The organism is endosymbiont of Ridgeia piscesae (assembly GCF_001443665.1).
GTDB lineage: Bacteria > Pseudomonadota > Gammaproteobacteria > Chromatiales > Chromatiaceae > Endoriftia > Endoriftia persephonae.
The window spans coordinates 1-20,171 of record NZ_KQ557126.1; the positions used below are offsets into that span (position 1 = coordinate 1).

The 20,171-nt window shown below is 61.0% G+C and carries 22 protein-coding genes and 2 pseudogenes; 19 read left to right on the forward strand and 5 right to left on the reverse strand.

The genetic code is table 11. The features are described 5' to 3' along the window. The first annotated feature begins 552 nt into the window (after positions 1-552). From gshB to Ga0074115_RS07420, 12 genes are all read left to right on the forward strand, one after another. On the forward strand, positions 553-1,500 hold the full coding sequence (gene gshB / locus Ga0074115_RS07365) for a glutathione synthase (protein WP_057956543.1): 948 nt from the start codon (positions 553-555) through the stop codon (positions 1,498-1,500). Beyond that, positions 1,497-2,528: an FAD:protein FMN transferase gene (locus tag Ga0074115_RS07370; RefSeq protein ID WP_057956544.1), complete on the forward strand. Its 1,032-nt coding sequence runs from the start codon at positions 1,497-1,499 to the stop codon at positions 2,526-2,528. Before gshB ends, Ga0074115_RS07370 begins: the two co-directional genes overlap by 4 nt. An 8-nt stretch (positions 2,529-2,536) precedes the next feature. After that, entirely contained in the window at positions 2,537-3,421 is an 885-nt protein-coding gene (locus Ga0074115_RS07375; protein ID WP_057956545.1) for an energy transducer TonB, read from the forward strand. Between the two features lie 41 nt (positions 3,422-3,462). After that, a complete protein-coding gene (locus Ga0074115_RS07380) occupies positions 3,463-4,026 on the forward strand; it encodes a YqgE/AlgH family protein (protein WP_057956546.1) in 564 nt (187 codons plus the stop codon). Beyond that, entirely contained in the window at positions 4,023-4,418 is a 396-nt protein-coding gene (gene ruvX, locus Ga0074115_RS07385; RefSeq protein WP_005963208.1) for a Holliday junction resolvase RuvX, read from the forward strand. Before Ga0074115_RS07380 ends, ruvX begins: the two co-directional genes overlap by 4 nt. Before the next feature lie 49 nt (positions 4,419-4,467). Beyond that, a complete protein-coding gene (pyrR, locus tag Ga0074115_RS07390; protein WP_005963210.1) occupies positions 4,468-5,028 on the forward strand; it encodes a bifunctional pyr operon transcriptional regulator/uracil phosphoribosyltransferase PyrR in 561 nt (186 codons plus the stop codon). Further along, positions 5,025-6,005, forward strand: coding sequence for an aspartate carbamoyltransferase catalytic subunit (locus tag Ga0074115_RS07395; protein WP_057956547.1), 981 nt, complete (start codon positions 5,025-5,027; stop codon positions 6,003-6,005). The genes pyrR and Ga0074115_RS07395 overlap by 4 nt, the downstream gene beginning before the upstream one ends. A 4-nt stretch (positions 6,006-6,009) precedes the next feature. Beyond that, entirely contained in the window at positions 6,010-7,305 is a 1,296-nt protein-coding gene (locus Ga0074115_RS07400) for a dihydroorotase (protein WP_057956548.1), read from the forward strand. A gap of 32 nt (positions 7,306-7,337) precedes the next feature. After that, positions 7,338-8,210: a dihydroorotate dehydrogenase electron transfer subunit gene (locus Ga0074115_RS07405; protein ID WP_057956558.1), complete on the forward strand. Its 873-nt coding sequence runs from the start codon at positions 7,338-7,340 to the stop codon at positions 8,208-8,210. 88 nt (positions 8,211-8,298) lie between these two features. Beyond that, positions 8,299-8,625 carry a BolA family protein gene (locus Ga0074115_RS07410; RefSeq protein WP_060528374.1) on the forward strand — a complete coding sequence of 109 codons (327 nt, stop codon included), beginning with the start codon at positions 8,299-8,301 and terminating at the stop codon, positions 8,623-8,625. Between the two features lie 24 nt (positions 8,626-8,649). Further along, the gene (locus Ga0074115_RS07415; protein WP_232432964.1) at positions 8,650-8,955 is read left to right on the forward strand and encodes a glutaredoxin family protein; all 306 of its coding nucleotides are present in this window, start codon (positions 8,650-8,652) and stop codon (positions 8,953-8,955) included. A gap of 195 nt (positions 8,956-9,150) precedes the next feature. Continuing rightward, positions 9,151-9,543: a hypothetical protein gene (locus Ga0074115_RS07420; RefSeq protein ID WP_057956550.1), complete on the forward strand. Its 393-nt coding sequence runs from the start codon at positions 9,151-9,153 to the stop codon at positions 9,541-9,543. 22 nt (positions 9,544-9,565) lie between these two features. Here the strand turns inward: Ga0074115_RS07420 and Ga0074115_RS07425 are convergent, their stop codons facing one another. Continuing rightward, positions 9,566-10,906 carry an alanine/glycine:cation symporter family protein gene (locus Ga0074115_RS07425; protein WP_060528375.1) on the reverse strand — a complete coding sequence of 447 codons (1,341 nt, stop codon included), beginning with the start codon at positions 10,904-10,906 and terminating at the stop codon, positions 9,566-9,568. A gap of 184 nt (positions 10,907-11,090) precedes the next feature. Here Ga0074115_RS07425 and Ga0074115_RS07430 point away from each other — a divergent pair, with 184 nt between their 5' ends. The 7 genes from Ga0074115_RS07430 to Ga0074115_RS07460 all read left to right on the forward strand — a co-directional run bounded on the left by Ga0074115_RS07430 (position 11,091) and on the right by Ga0074115_RS07460 (position 15,949). Continuing rightward, complete coding sequence (locus Ga0074115_RS07430) at positions 11,091-11,453, forward strand: hypothetical protein (protein ID WP_057956552.1); 363 nt, start codon at positions 11,091-11,093, stop codon at positions 11,451-11,453. Positions 11,454-11,481: 28 nt separating this feature from the next. Next, the gene (locus Ga0074115_RS07435; protein ID WP_057956553.1) at positions 11,482-12,333 is read left to right on the forward strand and encodes a TRAP transporter TatT component family protein; all 852 of its coding nucleotides are present in this window, start codon (positions 11,482-11,484) and stop codon (positions 12,331-12,333) included. A gap of 139 nt (positions 12,334-12,472) precedes the next feature. Next, entirely contained in the window at positions 12,473-13,471 is a 999-nt protein-coding gene (locus Ga0074115_RS07440) for a TRAP transporter substrate-binding protein (RefSeq protein WP_057956554.1), read from the forward strand. Positions 13,472-13,477: 6 nt separating this feature from the next. Then, positions 13,478-13,816: a cupin domain-containing protein gene (locus Ga0074115_RS07445; protein ID WP_057956555.1), complete on the forward strand. Its 339-nt coding sequence runs from the start codon at positions 13,478-13,480 to the stop codon at positions 13,814-13,816. Positions 13,817-13,877: 61 nt separating this feature from the next. Beyond that, positions 13,878-14,366 (forward strand): TRAP transporter small permease, encoded by a 489-nt coding sequence (locus tag Ga0074115_RS07450; RefSeq protein ID WP_057956556.1) that lies wholly within the window; start codon positions 13,878-13,880, stop codon positions 14,364-14,366. Continuing rightward, a complete protein-coding gene (locus Ga0074115_RS07455; RefSeq protein WP_057956557.1) occupies positions 14,366-15,640 on the forward strand; it encodes a TRAP transporter large permease in 1,275 nt (424 codons plus the stop codon). Before Ga0074115_RS07450 ends, Ga0074115_RS07455 begins: the two co-directional genes overlap by 1 nt. Positions 15,641-15,643: 3 nt before the next feature. After that, positions 15,644-15,949 (forward strand): hypothetical protein, encoded by a 306-nt coding sequence (locus Ga0074115_RS07460; RefSeq protein WP_060528376.1) that lies wholly within the window; start codon positions 15,644-15,646, stop codon positions 15,947-15,949. A gap of 192 nt (positions 15,950-16,141) precedes the next feature. Here the strand turns inward: Ga0074115_RS07460 and Ga0074115_RS07465 are convergent, their stop codons facing one another. The 4 genes and pseudogenes from Ga0074115_RS07465 to Ga0074115_RS17080 all read right to left on the reverse strand — a co-directional run bounded on the left by Ga0074115_RS07465 (position 16,142) and on the right by Ga0074115_RS17080 (position 20,144). Next, positions 16,142-17,089, reverse strand: coding sequence for a DMT family transporter (locus tag Ga0074115_RS07465; protein WP_057956274.1), 948 nt, complete (start codon positions 17,087-17,089; stop codon positions 16,142-16,144). A 278-nt stretch (positions 17,090-17,367) separates the two neighbouring features. Further along, positions 17,368-18,057 (reverse strand): urease accessory protein UreH domain-containing protein, encoded by a 690-nt coding sequence (locus Ga0074115_RS07470; protein WP_057956273.1) that lies wholly within the window; start codon positions 18,055-18,057, stop codon positions 17,368-17,370. Between the two features lie 73 nt (positions 18,058-18,130). Next, a pseudogene (locus tag Ga0074115_RS17075) lies at positions 18,131-19,156 on the reverse strand (fatty acid cis/trans isomerase). After that, positions 19,122-20,144, reverse strand: a pseudogene (locus Ga0074115_RS17080) (fatty acid cis/trans isomerase). Before Ga0074115_RS17080 ends, Ga0074115_RS17075 begins: the two co-directional pseudogenes overlap by 35 nt. Between the last annotated feature and the right edge of the window lie 27 nt (positions 20,145-20,171).

A 20,171-nucleotide genomic window follows, 5' to 3' on the forward strand; every position in this document is an offset into this window, starting at 1 on the left:
GCGCACTTCGCTGATTAAGAGTTTCTTCCGCATGTCAGATACAAAGTATATTTTGGCAAGTTCAAAAATAGACTGCCAATACTTTCGGAACGATTAATATGAATCCTCCTCAGCCCCGACCACAGCCCCAAAAACAGGGACCATCAGAAGGAAAAACAACCCCAAAGACCTCAAAAACCGCTTCACCAAACCGCCCCGATTGCTGGTTTGTGTCGGCATATCACACCTCTTTGGTTTATAGAGTTCAGAATATAGCCCACAACTCAGCATCAAAGACAGTGAACCATCTGTTATTCTCGGCTGAATCCATCCTAGCCACCGGAGCTAACCGGGTCCGTGAAAATAGCAAGATGTGCGTTCGTCATCAAGGCTACACGCGGGCTCCTTCGAAATGAAGGAACAAATACCCTAAGCGTGACATATAGCAGACTTTGGTTACTTTTCTTGAGCATATGCGTCAATTCAAAACCACACCAATAATCTTGCCGACGCACCCACTGGACAGATCCAAATCCCCTTAAAACAGAGCCACACACACAGTAGACTGTAGTTATGAATACAACCCTCGGCGTCATCATGGACCCAATCGAGTCCATCAAGGTCCAGAAAGACAGCACCTTCGCCATGCTGCTCGCTGCACAGCATAGAGGCTGGGAACTCCTCTACATGGAACAGGGCGACCTCTCGCTTTCTGACGGAGTCACCTATGCCCGCATGCGCCCGCTAAGGGTACGCGACAACGCCAGCAACTGGTACCAACTTGGCGACCAGCGGCAGGCACCACTCGATTCACTCGATGTGGTACTGATGCGCAAGGATCCCCCGTTTGACATGGAGTACATCTACACCACCTACCTGTTGGAGCAGGCAGAACACCGCGGCTGCCTGGTAGTCAACCGTCCGCAAGCGCTACGGGATGCCAATGAAAAGCTCTTTACCAGCGAATTCAACAACTGCACTCCGCCCACCTTGGTCAGCCGGAGCGCCGCTGAGATCCGCAGCTTCCTCGACCAACACCAGGACATCATCCTCAAACCCCTTGGCGGCATGGGTGGCGCCTCCGTCTTCCGGGTGCGCCGCGACGACCCCAACACCAGCGTCATCATCGAAACCCTGACCCTGCACGGCACCCAGCTCACCATGGCACAGCAATTCATCCCTGAGATCAACGCTGGTGACAAGCGTATCCTGATGATCGATGGCGAAGCCGTCCCGTACGCTCTGGCGCGCATTCCGGCCAAGGGGGAGACTCGCGGCAACCTGGCGGCCGGCGGCAGAGGCGAAGGTCAACCCCTCTCCGAGCGGGACCAGTGGATCGCCGCCCAAGTCGGCCCCGAGCTGAAGCGTCGCGGCATCCTGTTCGCCGGCCTCGACGTAATCGGCGACTACCTCACCGAGATCAACGTCACCAGCCCCACCTGCATCCGCGAGCTGGACCGTCAGTTCAACCTCGACATCGCCGGCGACCTGATGGATAGGATCGCGGAGCGACTGCAGTGACCCGCAGCCTGTTGCTTGCGCTGCTGCTGGCACTCGCCAGTAGCGGCTGCAGCGAACCACAGCCGGTCCATCACAACCGCTTCCTCGCCTTCGGCACCCTGGTCGATCTCGACATCAGCGGCGTCAGCCAGCAGGCGGCAGAGCAGGCCACCGCCGCCATCCAGGCCGACTTCGACTACATGCACCACGCCTGGCACGCTTGGGACCCCGGCCCGCTCGGCTACGTCAATCGCATGATCCGCACTGGCGAACCATTTGCCGTGCCACCCTCGGTGCTACCGCTGATCGAGATCAGCCAGCGGCTATCGCAACAGAGCGAACAACTATTCGATCCGGCCATCGGTCGGCTGATCGAGCTATGGGGTTTCCACAGAAAAAAGGAGCCGCCCCAGCCACCCGACAAGACAACCATTCAGGCCCTGCTCGACGCCCGTCCCAGCATCACCGACCTCAAGCTCAACGGCATCACCCTGCAGAGCGACAACCCCCAGGTGAAGCTCGACTTCGGCGCCTTCGGCAAAGGCTACGGCATCGATCTGGCGATCGACCACCTGCGCCAGCTGGGCATCCGCAATGCCATCGTCAACGCCGGCGGCGATCTACGTGCGATCGGCAATCACGGCGACCGACCCTGGCGCATCGCCATCCGCGACCCCTCGGGTGAAGGAGTGTTCGCGGTGATTGAGATCGACAACGACGAGAGCGTCTTCACATCCGGCGACTACGAGCGCAACTTCGTCTACCAGGGGCGCCGCTACCACCACATTATCGACCCGCGCAACGGCTATCCCGCCACCGGCAGCCGCTCGGTCACCGTCATTCACACTGATGCCACCACCGCCGATGCCGCCGCCACCGCGCTATTTATCGCAGGCCCCAGGGATTGGTACCGCATCGCCCGCTCAATGAGGCTAAAATACGTATTGCTTGTCGACGACTTGGGCGAACTCCACATGAGCCCCGCCATGGCACAACGAATTGAACTAACCGATCCAAACTTGCAGATCCAACTCAGCGAAGCACTCTGACCTCACCCATGCACTCTGCCGTCCTCCAACCCCATACCGACCGACTTGGTATCACCCTGTTCGTCGCCGCCTGCCTGCACGCGTTCATCATTCTGGGGATCCAGTTCAATTTTCAGGACTACAAAAAGCCGGACCATCGCCAGCAGAGCCTGGAAGTCACCGTGATCCGCCCGAACCTCGACAAACAGCCTCCGGAGGAGGAGAAACCCGACTTCCTCGCCCCGGTCAGCCAGGCAGGCGGCGGCGAGACCGACCTGCCAAAGCGCCCCTCGGTAGAGTCGGCCGAGAGCCCGATCCCCACCTCCAAACCCTCCCCCACTCGCAGCTCCGTGATGGCACCCCCGCCTGCACCACCGCAGCCAGCCAAGCAGCAGGTGATCGCAGCCCCGAAGGCCGAACGCAAACTGCAGGTCGAACAGCCCACCCCGAAACCGACACCGCGCCCCACCGCCGCCCAGTTACTCTCCAGCAAGACCCTGGAGATCGCCCGCCTCACCGCCGAGCTGGAAGAAAAAACCCAGGCCTACGCCAAGCGCACCAAACGCCGCGCCATCAGCGCCAGCACCAAGGAGTACAAATACGCCGCCTATCTGGATGCCTGGCGGCGCAAGGTCGAGCGCATCGGCAACCTCAACTACCCGGATGCAGCAAAACGCCAGCAACTCTACGGCAACCTGGTACTGCACGTAGCGGTACGCGCCGACGGCACCATCGAGAAGGTCCGCGTGCTCCACTCCTCAGGCCACAAGATCCTCGACGATGCAGCGATCCGTATCGTGCGCCTCGCCGCCCCCTACTCCCCATTTCCCAGCAACATCCGCGAAGAGATCGACGTGCTCGACATCACCCGCACCTGGCAGTTCCTGCGCAGCAACCGCCTCGGCACAGAGTAACGCCGGTTGCAGCCGCTCCGTCCGCGCCGGATACTATAGACATGACGCCCAATACCGACCTCACCAACCACTTCCTCATCGCCATGCCCGCGCTGGCCGACCCCAACTTCCATCACACCGTCACCTATCTGTGTGAACACCACCAGAACGGCGCCATGGGGATCGTGGTCAACCGCCCACTGGAGCTGCAGCTGGGCGACATCTTCCAGCAGCTCGAACTGAGCTGCAGCGACCCGCAGATCAGCCAACAACCCGTCTACGTCGGCGGTCCGGTACAGAGCGACCGGGGCTTCGTGCTGCATGAATCGGGACGCAGCTGGAAGTCCACATTGAAGGTTACCGATGCCATTAGCGTCACCACTTCGATGGACATCCTCGAGGCAATCGCCGCCGGCGACGGGCCAGACAAGATCCTCATCGCTCTGGGTTACGCCGGCTGGGGTGATGGCCAACTGGAGGATGAACTGGCGAACAACGCTTGGCTGAGCGGCCCTGCGGCTGAAGAAATCATCTTCCGCCTCCCCAGCGAGAGCCGCTGGCAGGCCGCCGCCGACCTGCTCGGCATCGACCTCAACCTGCTCAGCAGCGACGCCGGCCACGCATGACGCTGCTGGGCTTCGATTTCGGCACACGCAAGATCGGTGTCGCGGTGGGCCAGACTGTCAGCGGCACCGCCAGCGCCCTGGAGACCCTGCTGCCGGTCCGGCAGAAGATCGACTGGCAGCGCATCGGCGAACTGATCAAAGAGTGGCAGCCCGACGCGCTGGTAGTCGGCCTGCCACTCGACCTGGACGACAGCGAAACCGACGCCACCCAGCCCGCGCTGCGCTTCTCCCGCCAGCTCGAGGGGCGTTTTCACCTCAAGGTCCACCTGGCCGACGAGCGCCTCACCTCGATGGAGGCGCGCAGCCGCATCGGCCATCGCGCCAAACGCCTGGAAGATTACGACGCCGAAGCGGCCAAATTGATCCTCGAGACCTGGCTCAGCGAACAGTGAGCCACACCACCCGAAACAAAAAAGATTCAGACAGAGAGCAGCCCAATCGATGCAAATAAAGAAGTTCATGGACGCCGACGCGGTGGAGTCACTGATCGACGTGATGGCCGGCAAGCTCTGGAGCCTGCTCAATGAGCGGGGTATCGATGCACCGATGATGATCGGCATCCGCACCGGCGGCGTCTGGCTGGCGCAGCAGCTGCACCAGGAGCTCGGCCTGCAAGAACCGCTCGGAACCCTCGACATCTCCTTCTACCGGGATGACTTCACTCAGATCGGCATGAATCCTGAGGTGCACCCCTCCGACCTACCGCTGCCGGTGGATGGCCGCCACATCATCCTCATCGACGATGTGCTGCACACCGGCCGCACCATCCGCGCCGCGCTTAATGAGATCTTCGACTACGGCCGCCCGGCCTCGATAATCCTCGCCACCCTGGTGGAGCGCAGCGGCCGCGAACTGCCGATCGAGGCCGACGTGGTCGGGCTTCGCCCCACCCTCGCCGCCGACCAACACATCACCCTCACCGGTCCAAGCCCACTCGGCCTGGTGATCGGCAGCCGTTCCAACCGCAGCTCGCGCAATGGCGACACAGGAGAGGCCCGATGAGCCGTCACACGCCCAACCTGCAGCTAGATGAGCAGGGCCACCTACTGCACTTTCTCACCATCGACGGCCTGCGCCGTGAGCTGCTGACCGAGATCCTCGACACCGCAGAAGGCTTCACCGGGGTCTCTGAGCGTACAATAAAGAAGGTGCCACTGTGCCGCGGCAAGACCGTCGCCAACCTCTTCTTCGAGACCAGCACCCGCACCCGCACTACCTTTGAACTGGCCGAGAAGCGCCTCTCCGCCGACGTGCTCAACCTCAACATCAGCGCCTCTGCCACCTCCAAAGGCGAAACCCTACTCGACACCCTGCGCAACCTGGAGGCGATGCACATGGACATGTTTGTGGTGCGTCACGCCGACAGCGGCGCCGCCCACTTCATCGCCCAGCACGCCACCCCCGGAGTGGGAGTGATCAACGCCGGTGACGGCCGCCACGCCCACCCCACCCAGGCGATGCTCGACATGTTCACCATCCGCCGCCACAAGGGAGAATTCGTCGGCCTGCGGGTGGCGATCGTCGGCGACATCCTGCACTCGCGGGTGGCCCGCTCACAGATCCTCGCCCTCAACACCCTCGGCGTCTCCGAGGTGCGGGTGATCGCCCCCCGGACCCTGCTGCCCCACGACGCCCGCAAGCTCGGCGTGCATGTCTATCACGACCTGCAGGAGGGGATCCGTGACGTCGACGTGATCATCATGCTGCGGCTGCAGCGGGAGCGCATGCAGGGCGCGCTGCTGCCCAGCGAGCACGAATATTTTCAGCTCTACGGCCTCACCGACGAGCGCCTGGAGGCGGCCGACTCAGAGGCGATCGTGATGCACCCTGGGCCGATCAACCGTGGCGTGGAGATGGACTCACTGGTGGCCGATGGACCACGTTCGGTAATCCTGCAACAGGTCAGCTACGGCATCGCCATCCGCATGGCTGTAATCTCAATGATTATCGGCCGTCAGAACCTACAGGCCCAGGCTTAACCAGATGAACAACAGCAACACCATCAGCATCCTCAATGGCCGTCTAATTGACCCGGCCCACGGCATCGACGCGACCCAGGATCTGCACATTGGCAATGGCAAGGTGCTCTCGCTAGGGGCGCCTCCCGAGGGCTTCAGCGCCGACACCAGCATCGACGCCAGCGACAAGATTGTCTGCCCCGGCCTGATCGATCTCTGCGCCAACCTGCGCCAACCCGGCGCCGAACACAAGGCGACCATCGCCAGCGAAACTGCAGCGGCAGCAGCTGGCGGTATCACCACCCTCTGCTGCCCCCCCGACACCCTACCGGTGATCGACACCCAGGCGGTAGCGGAGCAGATTCAGAGGCTGGCCCGGGCCGCCGGCCACTGCCGTCTGCTGCCTCAGGGGGCGCAGACCAAGGGGCTGGAGGGCAGCCAGCTGAGCGAGATGGCGGCACTCAAGCGAGCCGGCTGCTGCGCTGTGAGCAACGCCTACACGCCTTTGCTCAACACCCTGGTGCAGCGGCGCGCACTGGAATACGCCGCCACCTTCAATATCCTCACCATCATCCGCCCCCAGGACGAGCATCTCGCCAACCAGGGCTGCGTACATGAGGGTAAGGTGGCCGACCGGCTCGGCCTGCCCGGCATCCCCGAGGCGGCAGAGACGGTGGCCATCGCGCGGGATCTGGCGCTGGCGGAACATGCCAAGGCACGTATCCACTTCCACGCTATCTCCTCTGCCCGTGGCAGCAACATGCTGGCCCGCGCCTGCTTCGGCAAGCAGCAGGTGAGCGCCGACGTGGCGATCCACCAGCTGTTTCTCACCGAGATGGATGTGGAGAGCTTCGACAGCAACGTCCACGTGATCCCGCCGCTGCGCACCAGCGGCGACCGGGACGGGCTGCGTCAGGCACTCGCCGACAACCTACTGTCGGCGATCTGCTCCGACCATCAGCCCCATGAGCCAGACGCCAAAGCCGCCCCCTTCCCGGCCACCGAACCGGGCATTTCAGGGCTCGACACCCTGCTCTCCCTGACTCTGAAACTGGTCGAGGAGAGAGTGCTCGATCTGCCTGACGCGATCGCCCGCCTCACCAGCGGGCCGGCGAAGATCCTCGACCTGCCTTTCGGGCAGCTCGCCGTCGGCGCCAGCGCAGACATCTGCATCTTCGATCCGCAGCAGCGCTGGACGGTGCGGTCTGATCAGCTGTTGAGCCAGGGCAAAAACAGCCCGTTCATCGGCTGGGACCTGCCCGGTAGGGTCAGCCACACCCTGCTCGAAGGACGTATCGTCTACACTGCGGAGCCGGCCTAAGCCGCCGCCCATTTCGAACCATGAGCCAGACCATGAATAGACCACACCGCGACAGCCTGTTTCTTGAGCAGGCCGAGATCCTCTCCCATGAGGCCTTCGAGGGCGATCAGTTTATCCTGCGCCTGCAGGCCCCAAAGTGCGCCGCGCGCGCTCAGCCCGGCAGCTTCGTCCATCTGCAGTGCGATCCGCTGCAGCCGATGCGCCGGCCGATCTCACTCATGCGGGTGTCGGCCAGGGAAGGCTGGGTGGAACTCCTCTACAAAGCGGTCGGACAAGGCACCCGGTTGCTGTCACTGCGCCAACGCGGTGAATCACTCAATCTGCTAGGCCCCATCGGGGTACCGTTCAGACCCGATCCGGATCGTTCCCTGCCACTGTTGATCGGCGGCGGCGTAGGCATGCCGCCGATGGTGTTTCTCGCCGACACCCTGCGTAGCGACAAGAGCAAGAAACCCTTTGTCATCCTCGGCTCCGAAGTGCCTTTCCCGTTCCAGCCACAACCTTCGCAACTGCTGATGCCACAGCTGCCCGAAGGCGTGATCGCCGCAATGCCGCTGCTCGATGACTGGGGCATTCCCAGCCGCCTCACCAGCCAGCAAGACTTTCCCGGCTGTCACCAGGGCTATGTCACCGAGCTGGCGCGCCACTGGCTCGACGCGCTGGATGCCGATCAGCGGGATCAGGTGGAGATCTTCGCCTGCGGCCCGCACCCGATGCTGGAGGCGGTCGCCACCCTGGCAAAAGAGTTCGAGCTACCCTGTCAGGTCTCGCTGGAAGAGTTCATGGCCTGCGGTGTCGGTGGCTGCGCTGGCTGCGTGGTGGAGCTAGAGACCCCGGCCGGCCCGGCAATGAAGCGGGTCTGTGTCGACGGCCCGGTGTTCGATGCCCGCCAGGTGTTTGTCTGAGCGGTAAAGCCCCCATCATTCCCATGCTTTGCCCCCAGCAACAGCCGCTATAATCGGCAGCATTGAGAGATCCGGACCAGGCAATACTATGAATACAGAGAGCCGCATCAAAGAGAAACTCCAGAGCGCCTTCCAACCGCTTCACTTGGAGGTGACAAATGAGAGCCACATGCACAACGTGCCGCCCGGCTCTGAGTCCCACTTTAAGGTGGTGCTGGTCAGCAGTCAGTTTGAAGGTGAACGCCTGATCGGGCGGCACCGGGCGGTCAACAAGGCCCTCGTCGAGGAGTTGCAGGCCGGAGTGCATGCTCTGGCACTGCACACCCTGACCCCGGAGGAGTGGTTCAGCAAGGGGGGCACCAGCCCCGACTCTCCGGAGTGCCTCGGCGGGGCGAAGGCGTCGTCTGACAGCTGAACTATGTTGGGACGTCTGTTTGGCATGAAAGCTCTCAATCGTAGCACCGATGAGCAGACCCGAATCGATCAAGCCTGTCGCAGCCTGGCACTCTACCAGACCAACAGCTGCCCCTATTGCGTCACCGTGCGCCGCACCATCAAAAAGCTGCAGCTGAAGATCGAACTACGCGACATTCAGCGCAATCCTGCCTGGCGCCAAGAGTTGATGCAGGGCGGCGGCATGACACAGGTGCCCTGTCTGCGCATCGAAGCGGCTAACGGGCGGGTGCAGTGGATGTATGAGTCTGCCGACATCAAACGCTATCTGAGGCAGCATTTTTCCAGCTGACAGCTCCCGCAGTGAAACAAAAGCGGCGGCAAACGAGCGCCGCTCTGGTACAAAATCGCCTCTTAAGCTGTCGAAAAACCTTACACTGCCCGCCACACATCAATCTAAGTCATTGATTTTTGGCACCCATGAATCTGGCATCAGATATGCAACGTATCTTCTGTAAAGCGGAGAGAAACGCTGAGGAGAGGTCCCATGAGAACTCCAGAACTACAACCCATCGAGGCCATCAAGACTAAACTGGCCAACGAAGAGCGCCAACGGATTCGCCGCGGCATCCTCAGCCAGCTGATCCTGGCGCGTCAAAACCGCCACTTTCACGGCACCTATGGGGTCAGCGAGAACAACCGGAATGCTGGTTTCTTGCCCGCTTTTCAGGACCTTAGCAGCGGCAGCTGGATCATCTCCCAGTTTGCTGACGGCCGACCGGCCCCGATGCACCTGCTCGACGGCCTGCCGCAGGAATGGATCTGCCGACGCGACCAGAGCGGTCGCGCACTCAGCACCCGAGAGGGAATAGTCGCCGGCTTTGTACGTGACGGAATTTTTTACACTCGCGAGGCAGCTGTTCAGGCAGCCGCTCACTGAGATTGCTGCTACCGCCCTCCCCTCAGGCCTCTCTATCGAAGTAGTTCAGGGTAAGCCGGAATACCACCGGCCCCAGCAGCACCAGCGCGATCAGGTTGGGGATCGCCATCAGCGCGTTCAGGGTGTCGGCCAACAACCAGACAAAAGCCAGCTTCACCGTCGCCCCAAGCGGGATCGCCACCACCCAGAGGATACGAAACGGCAGGATCGCCTTCACCCCGAACAGATATTCCACACAACGTTCGCCGTAGACACTCCAACCGATGATGGTGGTGAAGGCGAAGATCATCAGGCCGAAGGTCACCACCCACTCACCCACCCCCGGCAACCCCGCAGCAAAGGCGGCGGAGGAGAGCGCCGCACCTTGGGCGCCGCTACTCCACTCGCCGGTCATCACGATCACCAGTGCGGTGATGGTGCAGAGCACCAGAGTATCGATAAAGGTACCGAGCATCGCGATGGAGCCCTGCCGTACCGAATCGTCGGTCTTGGCAGCGGCATGGGCGATGGGGGCAGAACCGAGACCCGCCTCGTTGGAGAAGATTCCGCGCGCCACCCCCATCTGGATCGCCACCATCACCGCTGACCCGGCAAAACCGCCGGTGGCTGCAGTGGGGGTAAAGGCCTGACTGACGATCAGGCCGAGCGCCGCCGGCAGCTCGGTAATATTTGCCAGGATCACCAACAGGCCACCCGCCAGATAGGCCAGCGCCATCATCGGCACCAGCTTACCCGCCACCTGGGCGATACGACGGATGCCGCCGATCAGCACCAGAAACACCAGCACCGCCATCACAATGCCGACGACCAACTTGTCGAAACCCAGATTGGTGGAGACCGCATCCGCCACCGAATTGGCCTGCACCATGTTGCCGATGCCAAAGCCGGCGATCGCACCGAAGATGGCAAATGCCGTACCCAGCCAGGCCCAGTGTTCGCCCAAGCCATTTTTGATGTAGTACATCGGGCCGCCCACATGGTTGCCCTGCTCATCCACCTCGCGGTATTTCACTGCCAGCACCGCCTCAGCGTACTTGGTGGCCATACCGACCAGCGCAGTGCACCACATCCAGAACACTGCCCCCGGGCCGCCCAGAGCAATCGCGGTCCCCACCCCGGCGATATTGCCGGTACCAATGGTAGCGGAGAGCGAGGTCATCAGGGCGTTGAAGGGGCTGATCTCACCCTCTCCCGTCCCCTTGCGTCCCTGCCAGAGCATGCGAAAGCCGTACCCCAACTTGCGCAGCGGCATCAGTTTCAGGCCCAGGGTCAGAAAGACACCGGTTCCCAGAATAAGCAGCAGCATCAACGGCCCCCAGACAATGCCGTTGACGCTGCTTACCAGTGCGCTTAGTGTCTCCACATCCTCTCTCCTAAATCTTCAGGCCGATTTTTGATTATTCATAACCGTTGACGGAACCACTGCCATACATAGCCACGTCACTGCCCACAAACTATCAGCGTTGCTTGACAACAATCAATGCCCGGTAGACTCTAAAACCTTGATAATCTTGAGAACTGCGATTGCGCATTCAGGGGGCACCACCATGTCAGTCTGTCGAAACCTCAAGGGATTTACCCGCGAACACGAACATCTTGCTGACTTTTTCTCTCTGATGTCGGTCGCCCTACTGTTTGGCACACTCTATGTTGGGGTCAGCTACCACACCCCGATCATGGCCTGGATGGGCGAGAATATGCTGCTTCGAATACCGCTGTTCATCCTCACCATCCTGCTCGATCTGTTCCTGATGTTCCTGTTCCTCAACCTTGGCTCCGCCCGTTCTGCAGACGATGACGAAAGCTGTTTCCACACCTTCAAAGGGCGCAGGGGGGATGCCGGTTCTATCGGCAAGATGTTCAGCGGCTGGCTGCACCACATGGAGCAGGTCGGACGCAGACATCGCTGACCTCAGCCCCGCCCAACCGAACTGTCGGATGTTCAAACTCACTCACTGGCGCCTGCCGCTCCTGCTTGCGCTGCTGCTCTCGATGCTCAGCGGCTGCGCCTCTATGGCCACTAACTCGCTCGCCACCAATCTATCGAGCGCCATGCTCAATCAGAGCGACCCAGAGATCGTACGCAGCGGCGCCCCCGCCTACCTGCTGCTGCTCGACTCTCTGATCACTGAATCGAACGATGATCCGGTCCTACTGTTTGCTGGCGCACGACTCTACAGCGCCTATGGCAGCGGCCTGGTGAAAGACCCGGAACGTCAGAAGGGGCTGGCGCAGAAGGCGCTCGACTACGCCAGCCGCGGCCTCTGCGACTCCCAACCAGGACTCTGCGAAAAATGCTCTGCTCCATTCAGCGAGTTTCAGGCCGAAGTCGCACAGATCGGCATCTCCGATATCGAAGGCCTTTATCTGATGGCCACCACTTGGGCCGGCTGGATCCAGGCCCATCAGGACGACTGGAACGCGGTGGCGCAATTGCCCAAAGTCGAGGCGCTGCTGCAGCGGGTCATCAACATAAAACCGGGTTACGAACAGGGTCGTGCACAGCTCTATCTGGGGGTCATCCGATCGCAGATCCCACCGGCGCTGGGTGGCAATCCTGAGATTGGCCGGCGACACTTCGAGCAGGCCCTGAAATATTCAGAAGGGCGCGACCTCATTGCCAAGGTCGAGTTTGCCCGCCGCTACGCCCGCCTGGTGTTCAATCAAGCACTACACGACCGCCTGCTCAACGAGGTAATCGCCGCCGACCCCCAGGCCCCAGGGCTGACCCTGAGCAACGTCATCGCCAAAAGACAGGCCCGGGAGCTGCTGGCTGACGACTACTTTTGATCAATCGTAGCCGCCCTGAAACCAGCATCAGCACCACACGCAGTGCAATTGACACAAAAATGCACCCACACGAGATAGTACTGCCAGGCGAAAGCATCTACCTTTCTACCTGCGTTAAACAACAGATCCGGAGTCCACGATGATCCGCGCGATACTTGCGCTCTTTTTCAGCCTCAGCCTGCTGACCACAGCCAACGCCACCACCCTCAAGATCGCCACCATCGCGCCGGATGGCACTACCTGGATGAAGACCATGCGCGCAGCGGCTAAACAGATCAAAACGCGCACCGAGGGGCGGGTCAAACTGCGCTTCTACCCCGGTGGCGTGATGGGCAACGACCAGAGCGTGCTGCGCAAGATCCGTGTCAGCCAGCTCCACGGTGGCGCCATCTCCGGTGGAGGCCTGACCCAGATCTCCTCGGATGCACAACTCTACGGACTGCCGTTTCTGTTCCGTAACCTGCAGGAGGTGGACCATGTGCGTCAGTCGATGGATCCTTTGATCGCCGAGTCGCTCCACGCCAAGGGTTTTGCCAGCTACGGCATCAGTGAGGGCGGCTTTGCCTATCTGTTGTCCAACAGCCCGGTACGCAACACGCAGGAGCTCAAATCACAACGGATCTGGATCCCCGAGACCGATCAAATCAGCAGCAACGCCTTCAGCGAACTTGGTATATCGCCGATCCCCCTGCCGCTCACCGATGTCCTGACCGGCCTGCAGACCGGCCTCATCGACACCATTGCCTCCTCACCGATCGGCGCGATTGCACTACAGTGGCACACCCGAGTGAAATACCTCACCGATATCCCGCTCTCCTATCTCTATGGCAGCCTGGTGATCAAAGAGAAGGCGCTGAAGAAGCTCTCCAGCGCCGATCGGGCCATCCTCAGAGAGGAGATGCTCAAGGCATTCACGTCGCTGAACACATCCAGCCGCAGCGATAACAAACAGGCCAAGGCCGCCCTCAAACAGCAAGGCATCGAATTCATCCAGCCGGACCCGGCGGACCGCGCCCTGTGGGAGCAGAAAGCCGCCAATTCCGTCACTCAGGCCGTCCAGGATGGGGCACTCTCAAAATCGCTATTCGAACAGTTGCGGCAACTGATCACAGCATACCGCCGCTCGCACCCCAACTAGGGTTCAGTGTTGCAGATCTTCAATCTCTTCGATCACGCCTCAGCCAACGGCTTTCAGGAGCGCTTCGAGACCCTGTTGCGCTGCCCCAACCTGGAGCTGGAGCGTATCATCAGCCCCGCTGGCAGCCGCAGCGAGCTGTTTGTTCAGGAGCAGGACGAGTGGGTAGCGGTGATCCAGGGAGAGGCACTGCTGGAGATGGCGGGTGAACAACTCACGCTGTCACGCGGCGACTCGCTTTTCATCCCGGCCCACACCCCCCATCAGGTGCTGCAGACCAGCCAGGATCCCCTCTGCATCTGGCTGGCGCTGCATATCCACGCCTGCCCCCCGCTATCCAGCACCTAAGGGCTGAACTATCCGTATTCCTATCGGGATCTGTCTGTAAAACGCGTATACTGCCGCCATCATGCTGGAACAATTGAAACGGATCCGACGCACAATCCTCGCCATCGAGGACGGCCTGATGGCACTGCTGCTCTCCGCGATGATCCTGCTCGCGGTGGCGCAGATCGCGCTACGCAACCTGTTCGACTCCGGCATCATCTGGGCCGATCCGAGCCTACGCATAATGGTGCTCTGGATCGCCCTGCTCGGTGCACTGGCAGCCGCCCGCGAGGATCGCCACATCCGCATCGATCTGCTCTCCCACATATTCAAGGGGCGTGGCCTAGCCTATCTGCAGGCAGCCACCGATCTGTTCAGCGCCGCCGTCTGCAGCCTGATCGCCTGGCACGGTGGCCGCTTCGTCTGGTTTGAATGGCAGGATGGCACAAAGCTGTTCAACGGCATCCCCGCCTGGGCCGGCGAGATCATCATCCCGATCGGTTTTGGCGTATTGACACTGCGTTTTCTGCTGAACCTGCCGCTGCGCTTTCACAACGGGGAGTGGCAGTGATGCTGATCGCCCTCGGACTGATCCTGCTGGCGATCATCGGCACCCCGCTGTTTGTCATCATCGGCGCCAGCGCCCTGTGGGGCTTCTACCAGTCGGAGGTCGACCTGTCGGTAGTGGCGATCGAGTTCTTCCGCATCGCCGAGATGCCGGTGCTGCTGGCGATCCCGCTGTTCACCTTTGCCGGCTACCTGCTGAGCGAGAGCAACGCCCCCTACCGGCTGGTGCGCCTGACCCGCGCCCTGCTCGGCTGGATGCCCGGCGGGCTGGCCTTTGTCTCATTGATCGCCTGCGCGCTGTTCACCGCCTTCACCGGCGCCTCCGGCGTAACCATCGTGGCGCTGGGCGCACTGCTCTATCCGGCCCTGATGGAGTCGGGCTACAAGCAGAACTTCAGCCTCGGCCTGGTCACCACCTCCGGCAGCCTGGGGCTGCTGTTCGCGCCGGCGCTGCCGCTGATTCTCTACGCGGTGGTAGCGCAGCAGATGGGCATCGGCGTATCGATCTCGGTGGATGACATGTTCCTCGCCGGCATCCTGCCCGGCCTGCTGATGCTGGTGCTGCTGGTCGGCTGGAGCCTCTGGTCGAGCCGCGGCGCCACGCTGCACCCCTTCTCCCGGGTCGAGGCACTGGATGCGATACGCAAGGCGATCTGGGAGATCCCGCTGCCTATCATCGTGCTCGGCGGGGTCTATAGCGGCTACTTCGCGATCTCCGAGGCAGCCGCAGTCACCGCCTTCTATGTGTTGGTGGTAGAGGTCTTCATCCATCAGGAGATCCCGCTGCGCAAGCTGCCCGGGGTGATGCGCGAGTCGATGCTGCTGGTGGGCGGCATCCTGGTGATCCTGGGCCTGTCGCTCGCCTCCACCAACTACTTGATCGACGCCGAGATCCCCACCCAGCTGTTCGAGTGGGTCAGTGCGAGAGTCTCTGATCCGCTCACCTTCCTAATGCTGCTCAACGTCTTTCTGCTGGTGCTCGGCACCATGCTTGATATCTTCTCCGCGCTGGTGTTGATGGTGCCTCTGCTGTTGCCGGTGGCGGTGCAGTACGGCATCGACCCGGTGCATCTGGGCATCATCTTCCTCGCCAATATGCAGATCGGCTACTTCACCCCGCCGGTGGGGATGAATCTGTTCATCGCCAGCTACCGCTTCGAGCGTCCGATCATACAGATCTATCTGGCCACCCTGCCCTGGTTCTTCATCCTGTTCGGCGCGGTACTGATCATCACCTACTGGCCGTTCCTCTCCCTCGCCCTGCTCGGGCGTGGCTGAGCAATGAAGCCGGACACCACCACTGCGATGCGTCAGCTGATCAGGCAGATCCGCGCGGCGACCCCCTTCGATCTGGCCGAGGCACGGATCTGCGACGGCCCCTGCAACGGCTGCTCATTGAAGCTGCTCGACTACCTGGAGAGTGAGCTGGAAGGCTGGCAGGCACGACTCGATCAGGGCGTGCGCCCCAACTTCGGCGACCTCTCCCAGCTGGCCAACAGCGGCCGCAAGATCCACCGCATCCTGCAGCACAATGGCCTGCTGGATGGCACCCCCACCGACCCCACCGACCCCACCGACCCCACCTAACCCATCACTGCACGCTGATACGCCTGCAGTAAATCAGAATCGGCAATCGATCCATGATAGTGGAGCTGGCGCCAGCCATCCCGGTTCCGACGATAGATGCAGCTCACCACCAGCAGTGAGCTGCTGATCGGCTATAGCTGCCCACCTTCCCCTGGGGCGGAGATCAGCCTGCAAAGAGTCGCCAGACTGGCCTCAGCTACGCTCGATCGGCTGGCCCGGATCATCCATTAGGGCCTGCTCGCCAGTCATCTCTGAGATGGGTGTGACCAGTTCTCGCTGGAAGCGATCTGCAAACTCAAACCCGGCCAGCCCCAACATGATCAAGCCAGCACCGATCCCGACCGAGAGATCGAGTGCTTCGCCGTTGAAGTAGTGGCCCAGCAGCAGCGCCAATACCGGTGTCATCAGCGCGATCAGAGCCACCCGGGTCGCCTCCACATGCCGCAGCACGTAGAAGTAGAGGGCAAAACCGAGCACCGAGCCGATCACGCCCAGGTAGAGAATTGCACTGAGCGCCCGCCCAGGAACGGCCTCGGGCCACTGTTCGCCGGTCAGAAACCAGGTGAGCAGAAACAGTGGTACCGCCACCAGCAGACCACCGCCGGTCACCACCAGACCATGCAAACCGGCATCTAGGCGTTTAACCCAGACACTGCTGGCGGAATGAATGGTCACTGAGACCAGCATCGCGGCAACCCCCAGCACCGCCACCGCCGGGTAGTTCAGACTGTCAATGAAGATCAGAGCCAGCCCCGCCAGGGCCAACCCCACCGCCAGCAGACGCAGCGGTGTCAGGCCAACCTCCTCCAGCCAATAGTGCGCCAGCAGGCCGGTAATGACCGGACTCAGGCCGAACAGCACCGAGATCCACCCCGACGGAATGTATTGGGAGGCCCAGTAGACCGCCAACATCGCCACATAGATACCCAACCCAGCGGCCAGATAAGTGTGGCGTGCGCGACGATGCCAGGGCATTTGCAAGCGCATCAGTGCGATCAGTGCCAATGCCAGCGCCACACCAATCACCATTCGACTGGTGACCCCAAACAGATAGCCACTACCATCACCACTCCACTTGATTGCCAGCGGAGTAGTGGCCCAGATCAACACCACGCCCAGATAGGCGGCTGGAACAGACATCTTTCTTTCCTTATTGTCAATACATTTACTTTGGCCAATAAAAAAGGCCGCAGATGGTAGAATCTGCGGCCTTCAAGATTATTATGCTTCGGTTTATTCTAATTAAATCCTCAGCTCTCCTCCTCCAGACGCACAGACGCTCCCACCGCTGCCCAAACGCGCAGTCGGCGTACTACCAAAACGTCTTTGATGTGCATCAAATCCTCCATAGGCGAGAGCATGCCGCCGAACCCTTCCAGGGTCAACTATTGATTTCAGATCGGGCGGTATTTTTTCAGTCAGCCCCCAACCAACAGAGTTGCCCCCAAGCCGATCGTTACCAGACCTACCCCCCCTTTCAGGCCGTTGTGGGCCCAGCTGAGGTTGCGGGCCGAGTAGCGCAGCGGCAAGCTGATGACCAGCGAGAGCAGCGCCATGCCGACGATCGAACCCAAACCGAAGAACAGAATATAGAGCAGCCCTTGCTGTGGTGACTGAACACTCTCCAGGGTTAGCAGGATCAGCGCAGCGGAGCCCGCCAGGCCATGCGTCATACCGACCAGCAGGGCACGTAGCGGGAAGCCTTTAGGGTGTTTGTGCTGATGAGGATCAACGGCATGATCAAGCCCACTCTGGCGGTGGGAGTGGGCGTGAAAGTGCCGCAGATCGCCGTGGTGATGAGCGTGGAAGTGGACCCGCTCGCGGATTAGGCGGCGCAACAGGTCGACGCCCAACAGGATCAGCATCACCCCCACCAATTGCTCCAGCAACTGGGCGATGCTGGCCGGTATCAGACTGTCGAGCACCACCACCACCCCGGCAAAACAGAACAGGGTAAGGCTATGACCCAGCCCCCAGACCGCACCCTGGCGCAGCGATTCCCGCAGACTGCGACGGCCACTGACCAACGAGGCCACTGCAGCCAGGTGGTCTGCTTCCATCGCATGCTGCATGCCGATGAGAAAACCGAACGCGAGGATAGTGAACACACCGCCCCCTGTTGCAATGATATGAGTCCCCCTTCCCGATCAACTATAACTCAACCACCCCACACCGGGCGGGCTAATCGTTATCCAATCGATTGAAGTCAAACAAACCGGCCTCGATCGGCTCCTGTTGCCGATAGGCGGCATGCAACCGATTGCTGTGCAGCCAGAAATCCGCGCTGGTGCGGCGTACCTCATACCGGTCCAGCAAGACTGGATAGTCGGCCTGGTCACGCATCGCGGCGATTTCATCCACAAAACCGGCCAACCGGGAACTTTCAACCCGCAGCAGAAGGTTGGGATAGCCCCCCCTACTCACAGAAAGCGTATCCTCCTGCGGCAGACGCCGTTGTTGTTCACGAAAGATATGGGCAACATTGCTATGGGCGTTGTTGCGCAGCAAAGTACAGAGATGGAGGCCAGCATTGCCGCCGACCACGCTGAGCAGTGCCATCTGTGGCAGATGGTTCACCGGCAGCCCCTACAGGTGGGTCAGCCGCTGCAACTGGCGTTCGACATAGTCTGTGCTCTCCGGCTGCAGGCGGTATTTTGAGGAGTCGGCACCACCCAGGCGCCGGCGTAACATCGCCAATAGCTCCTGCATCGGGTCGTCACTAAGATAGTTGATGCCGCTCTCCTGATCAAAGCTCAGCTGCTGCTGGTCGATGAACTCCCGTACCTTGTCGTGGGCATCCCGATACCAGTGGCGCCATTTTTTCTCGCATTCCTGCCGTGGCAGCAGCATCAGGAAGTTGAACTCGCCATCCATGCGCAGGTAGTCCATGTAGAGGCGGGTGTTAAACTGATGCCCGAGATTGCCATAGACATCAAACCCCGCCACTAGCAGATAGTGGATCCGCTCAAACAGATTGTAGCTGATCAGCCAAGCAGTCTGCGGCCGCTCACCCACCAGCCTCTCCACCACGCTGGCGCTATCGAAGTGGCGAAACGCCGTCAATGCCGCATTGGGATTGTGCCGTTCACCATCCCACACCAGGTCGAGATTGATATCCCCAGAGTCGTCGAAACGCTGCCGCAGATAGTCCCGCTTTGCCGCCAGATAGGATTCATGCCGCTGCCAGTATTCGAGCCAGTTGACCAACAGCAGGGCATCGCTGCTCTCGCGGAGGGCAACCGCAGCCGCCCCTCATGTCGGCCAGCACCCGGTCGGCATCGTAGTCGATGATCGGATTATCGGGGTCGAGAAAGAAGAACCAGAAGTGATCAATGATCACGTTCAATGCCATCTGACCGCGGCACACCGGCCCCTTGATAAAGCCGGAGATGAAGTAGCGTGCATCGTCCAGCAGAAATAGATAGCAGCTCTTCACCGGAATCGCCTGGAAGATTTTGAACGGGTTGGCTGCAAACCGGCTGCCATAACCAGGCAATTCATCGACCCGATAGCCATCCCCGAGAAACAACTGCTGCCAACGCTGCATGCGTGCGGGGCTCAGGGGTACCTATTAAGCGGTAACTCCCCCGTCACTGCCAACGCTGCATGCGTGCGGGGCCCAGGGCGTAGGGCAAATGGGTCTTCGCCAGGATGCTGGTGCGTACTGGCTACAATCGATCGTAGAAACGCTTCACCCCGGGGGCATCGAAGGGCGCCGGCTGGGAATGATCGCAATCGGCGCGCCGCTGGGGGTGCGGGAGCACACCAGACGAAACCAAACACCGGACGGCAGTTTGTCAAAGTAGAGATCGCCGATGAACAGCTGCTCGAACAGATAGCGACTCATCAGCTGCTGCTTCAGGGAACGGCCATTGAGAAACGCCTCCCAGCGACTTACCCGCACTTGCTGTTGCGGGTTCAGCACCACTCGATCGTCGCCTTGCGCCCCCTGCGCCAGCCAGCGCATCAACACCCCGTACTTCTCATCGGCCAGCCCCGGCACTCCGTAAGGCATGCCCCAGAGCGGATACTCCGCGGTGAAGTCGGCAAACGCCTGGCGGCTGGCGCACTGCTGGTCTCGATTGAGCTTTAGGTCGAAGCTGTCAGGCAAGCGGCGTCCCGCAGGCATCGGATGCAGTCTCTTCAGCGCCAGCATGCCGGCGATCAGGCTGTTGCCCTGACCTTCGTTGATCACCGCATGAAATTCTTTCTCACGCCACTA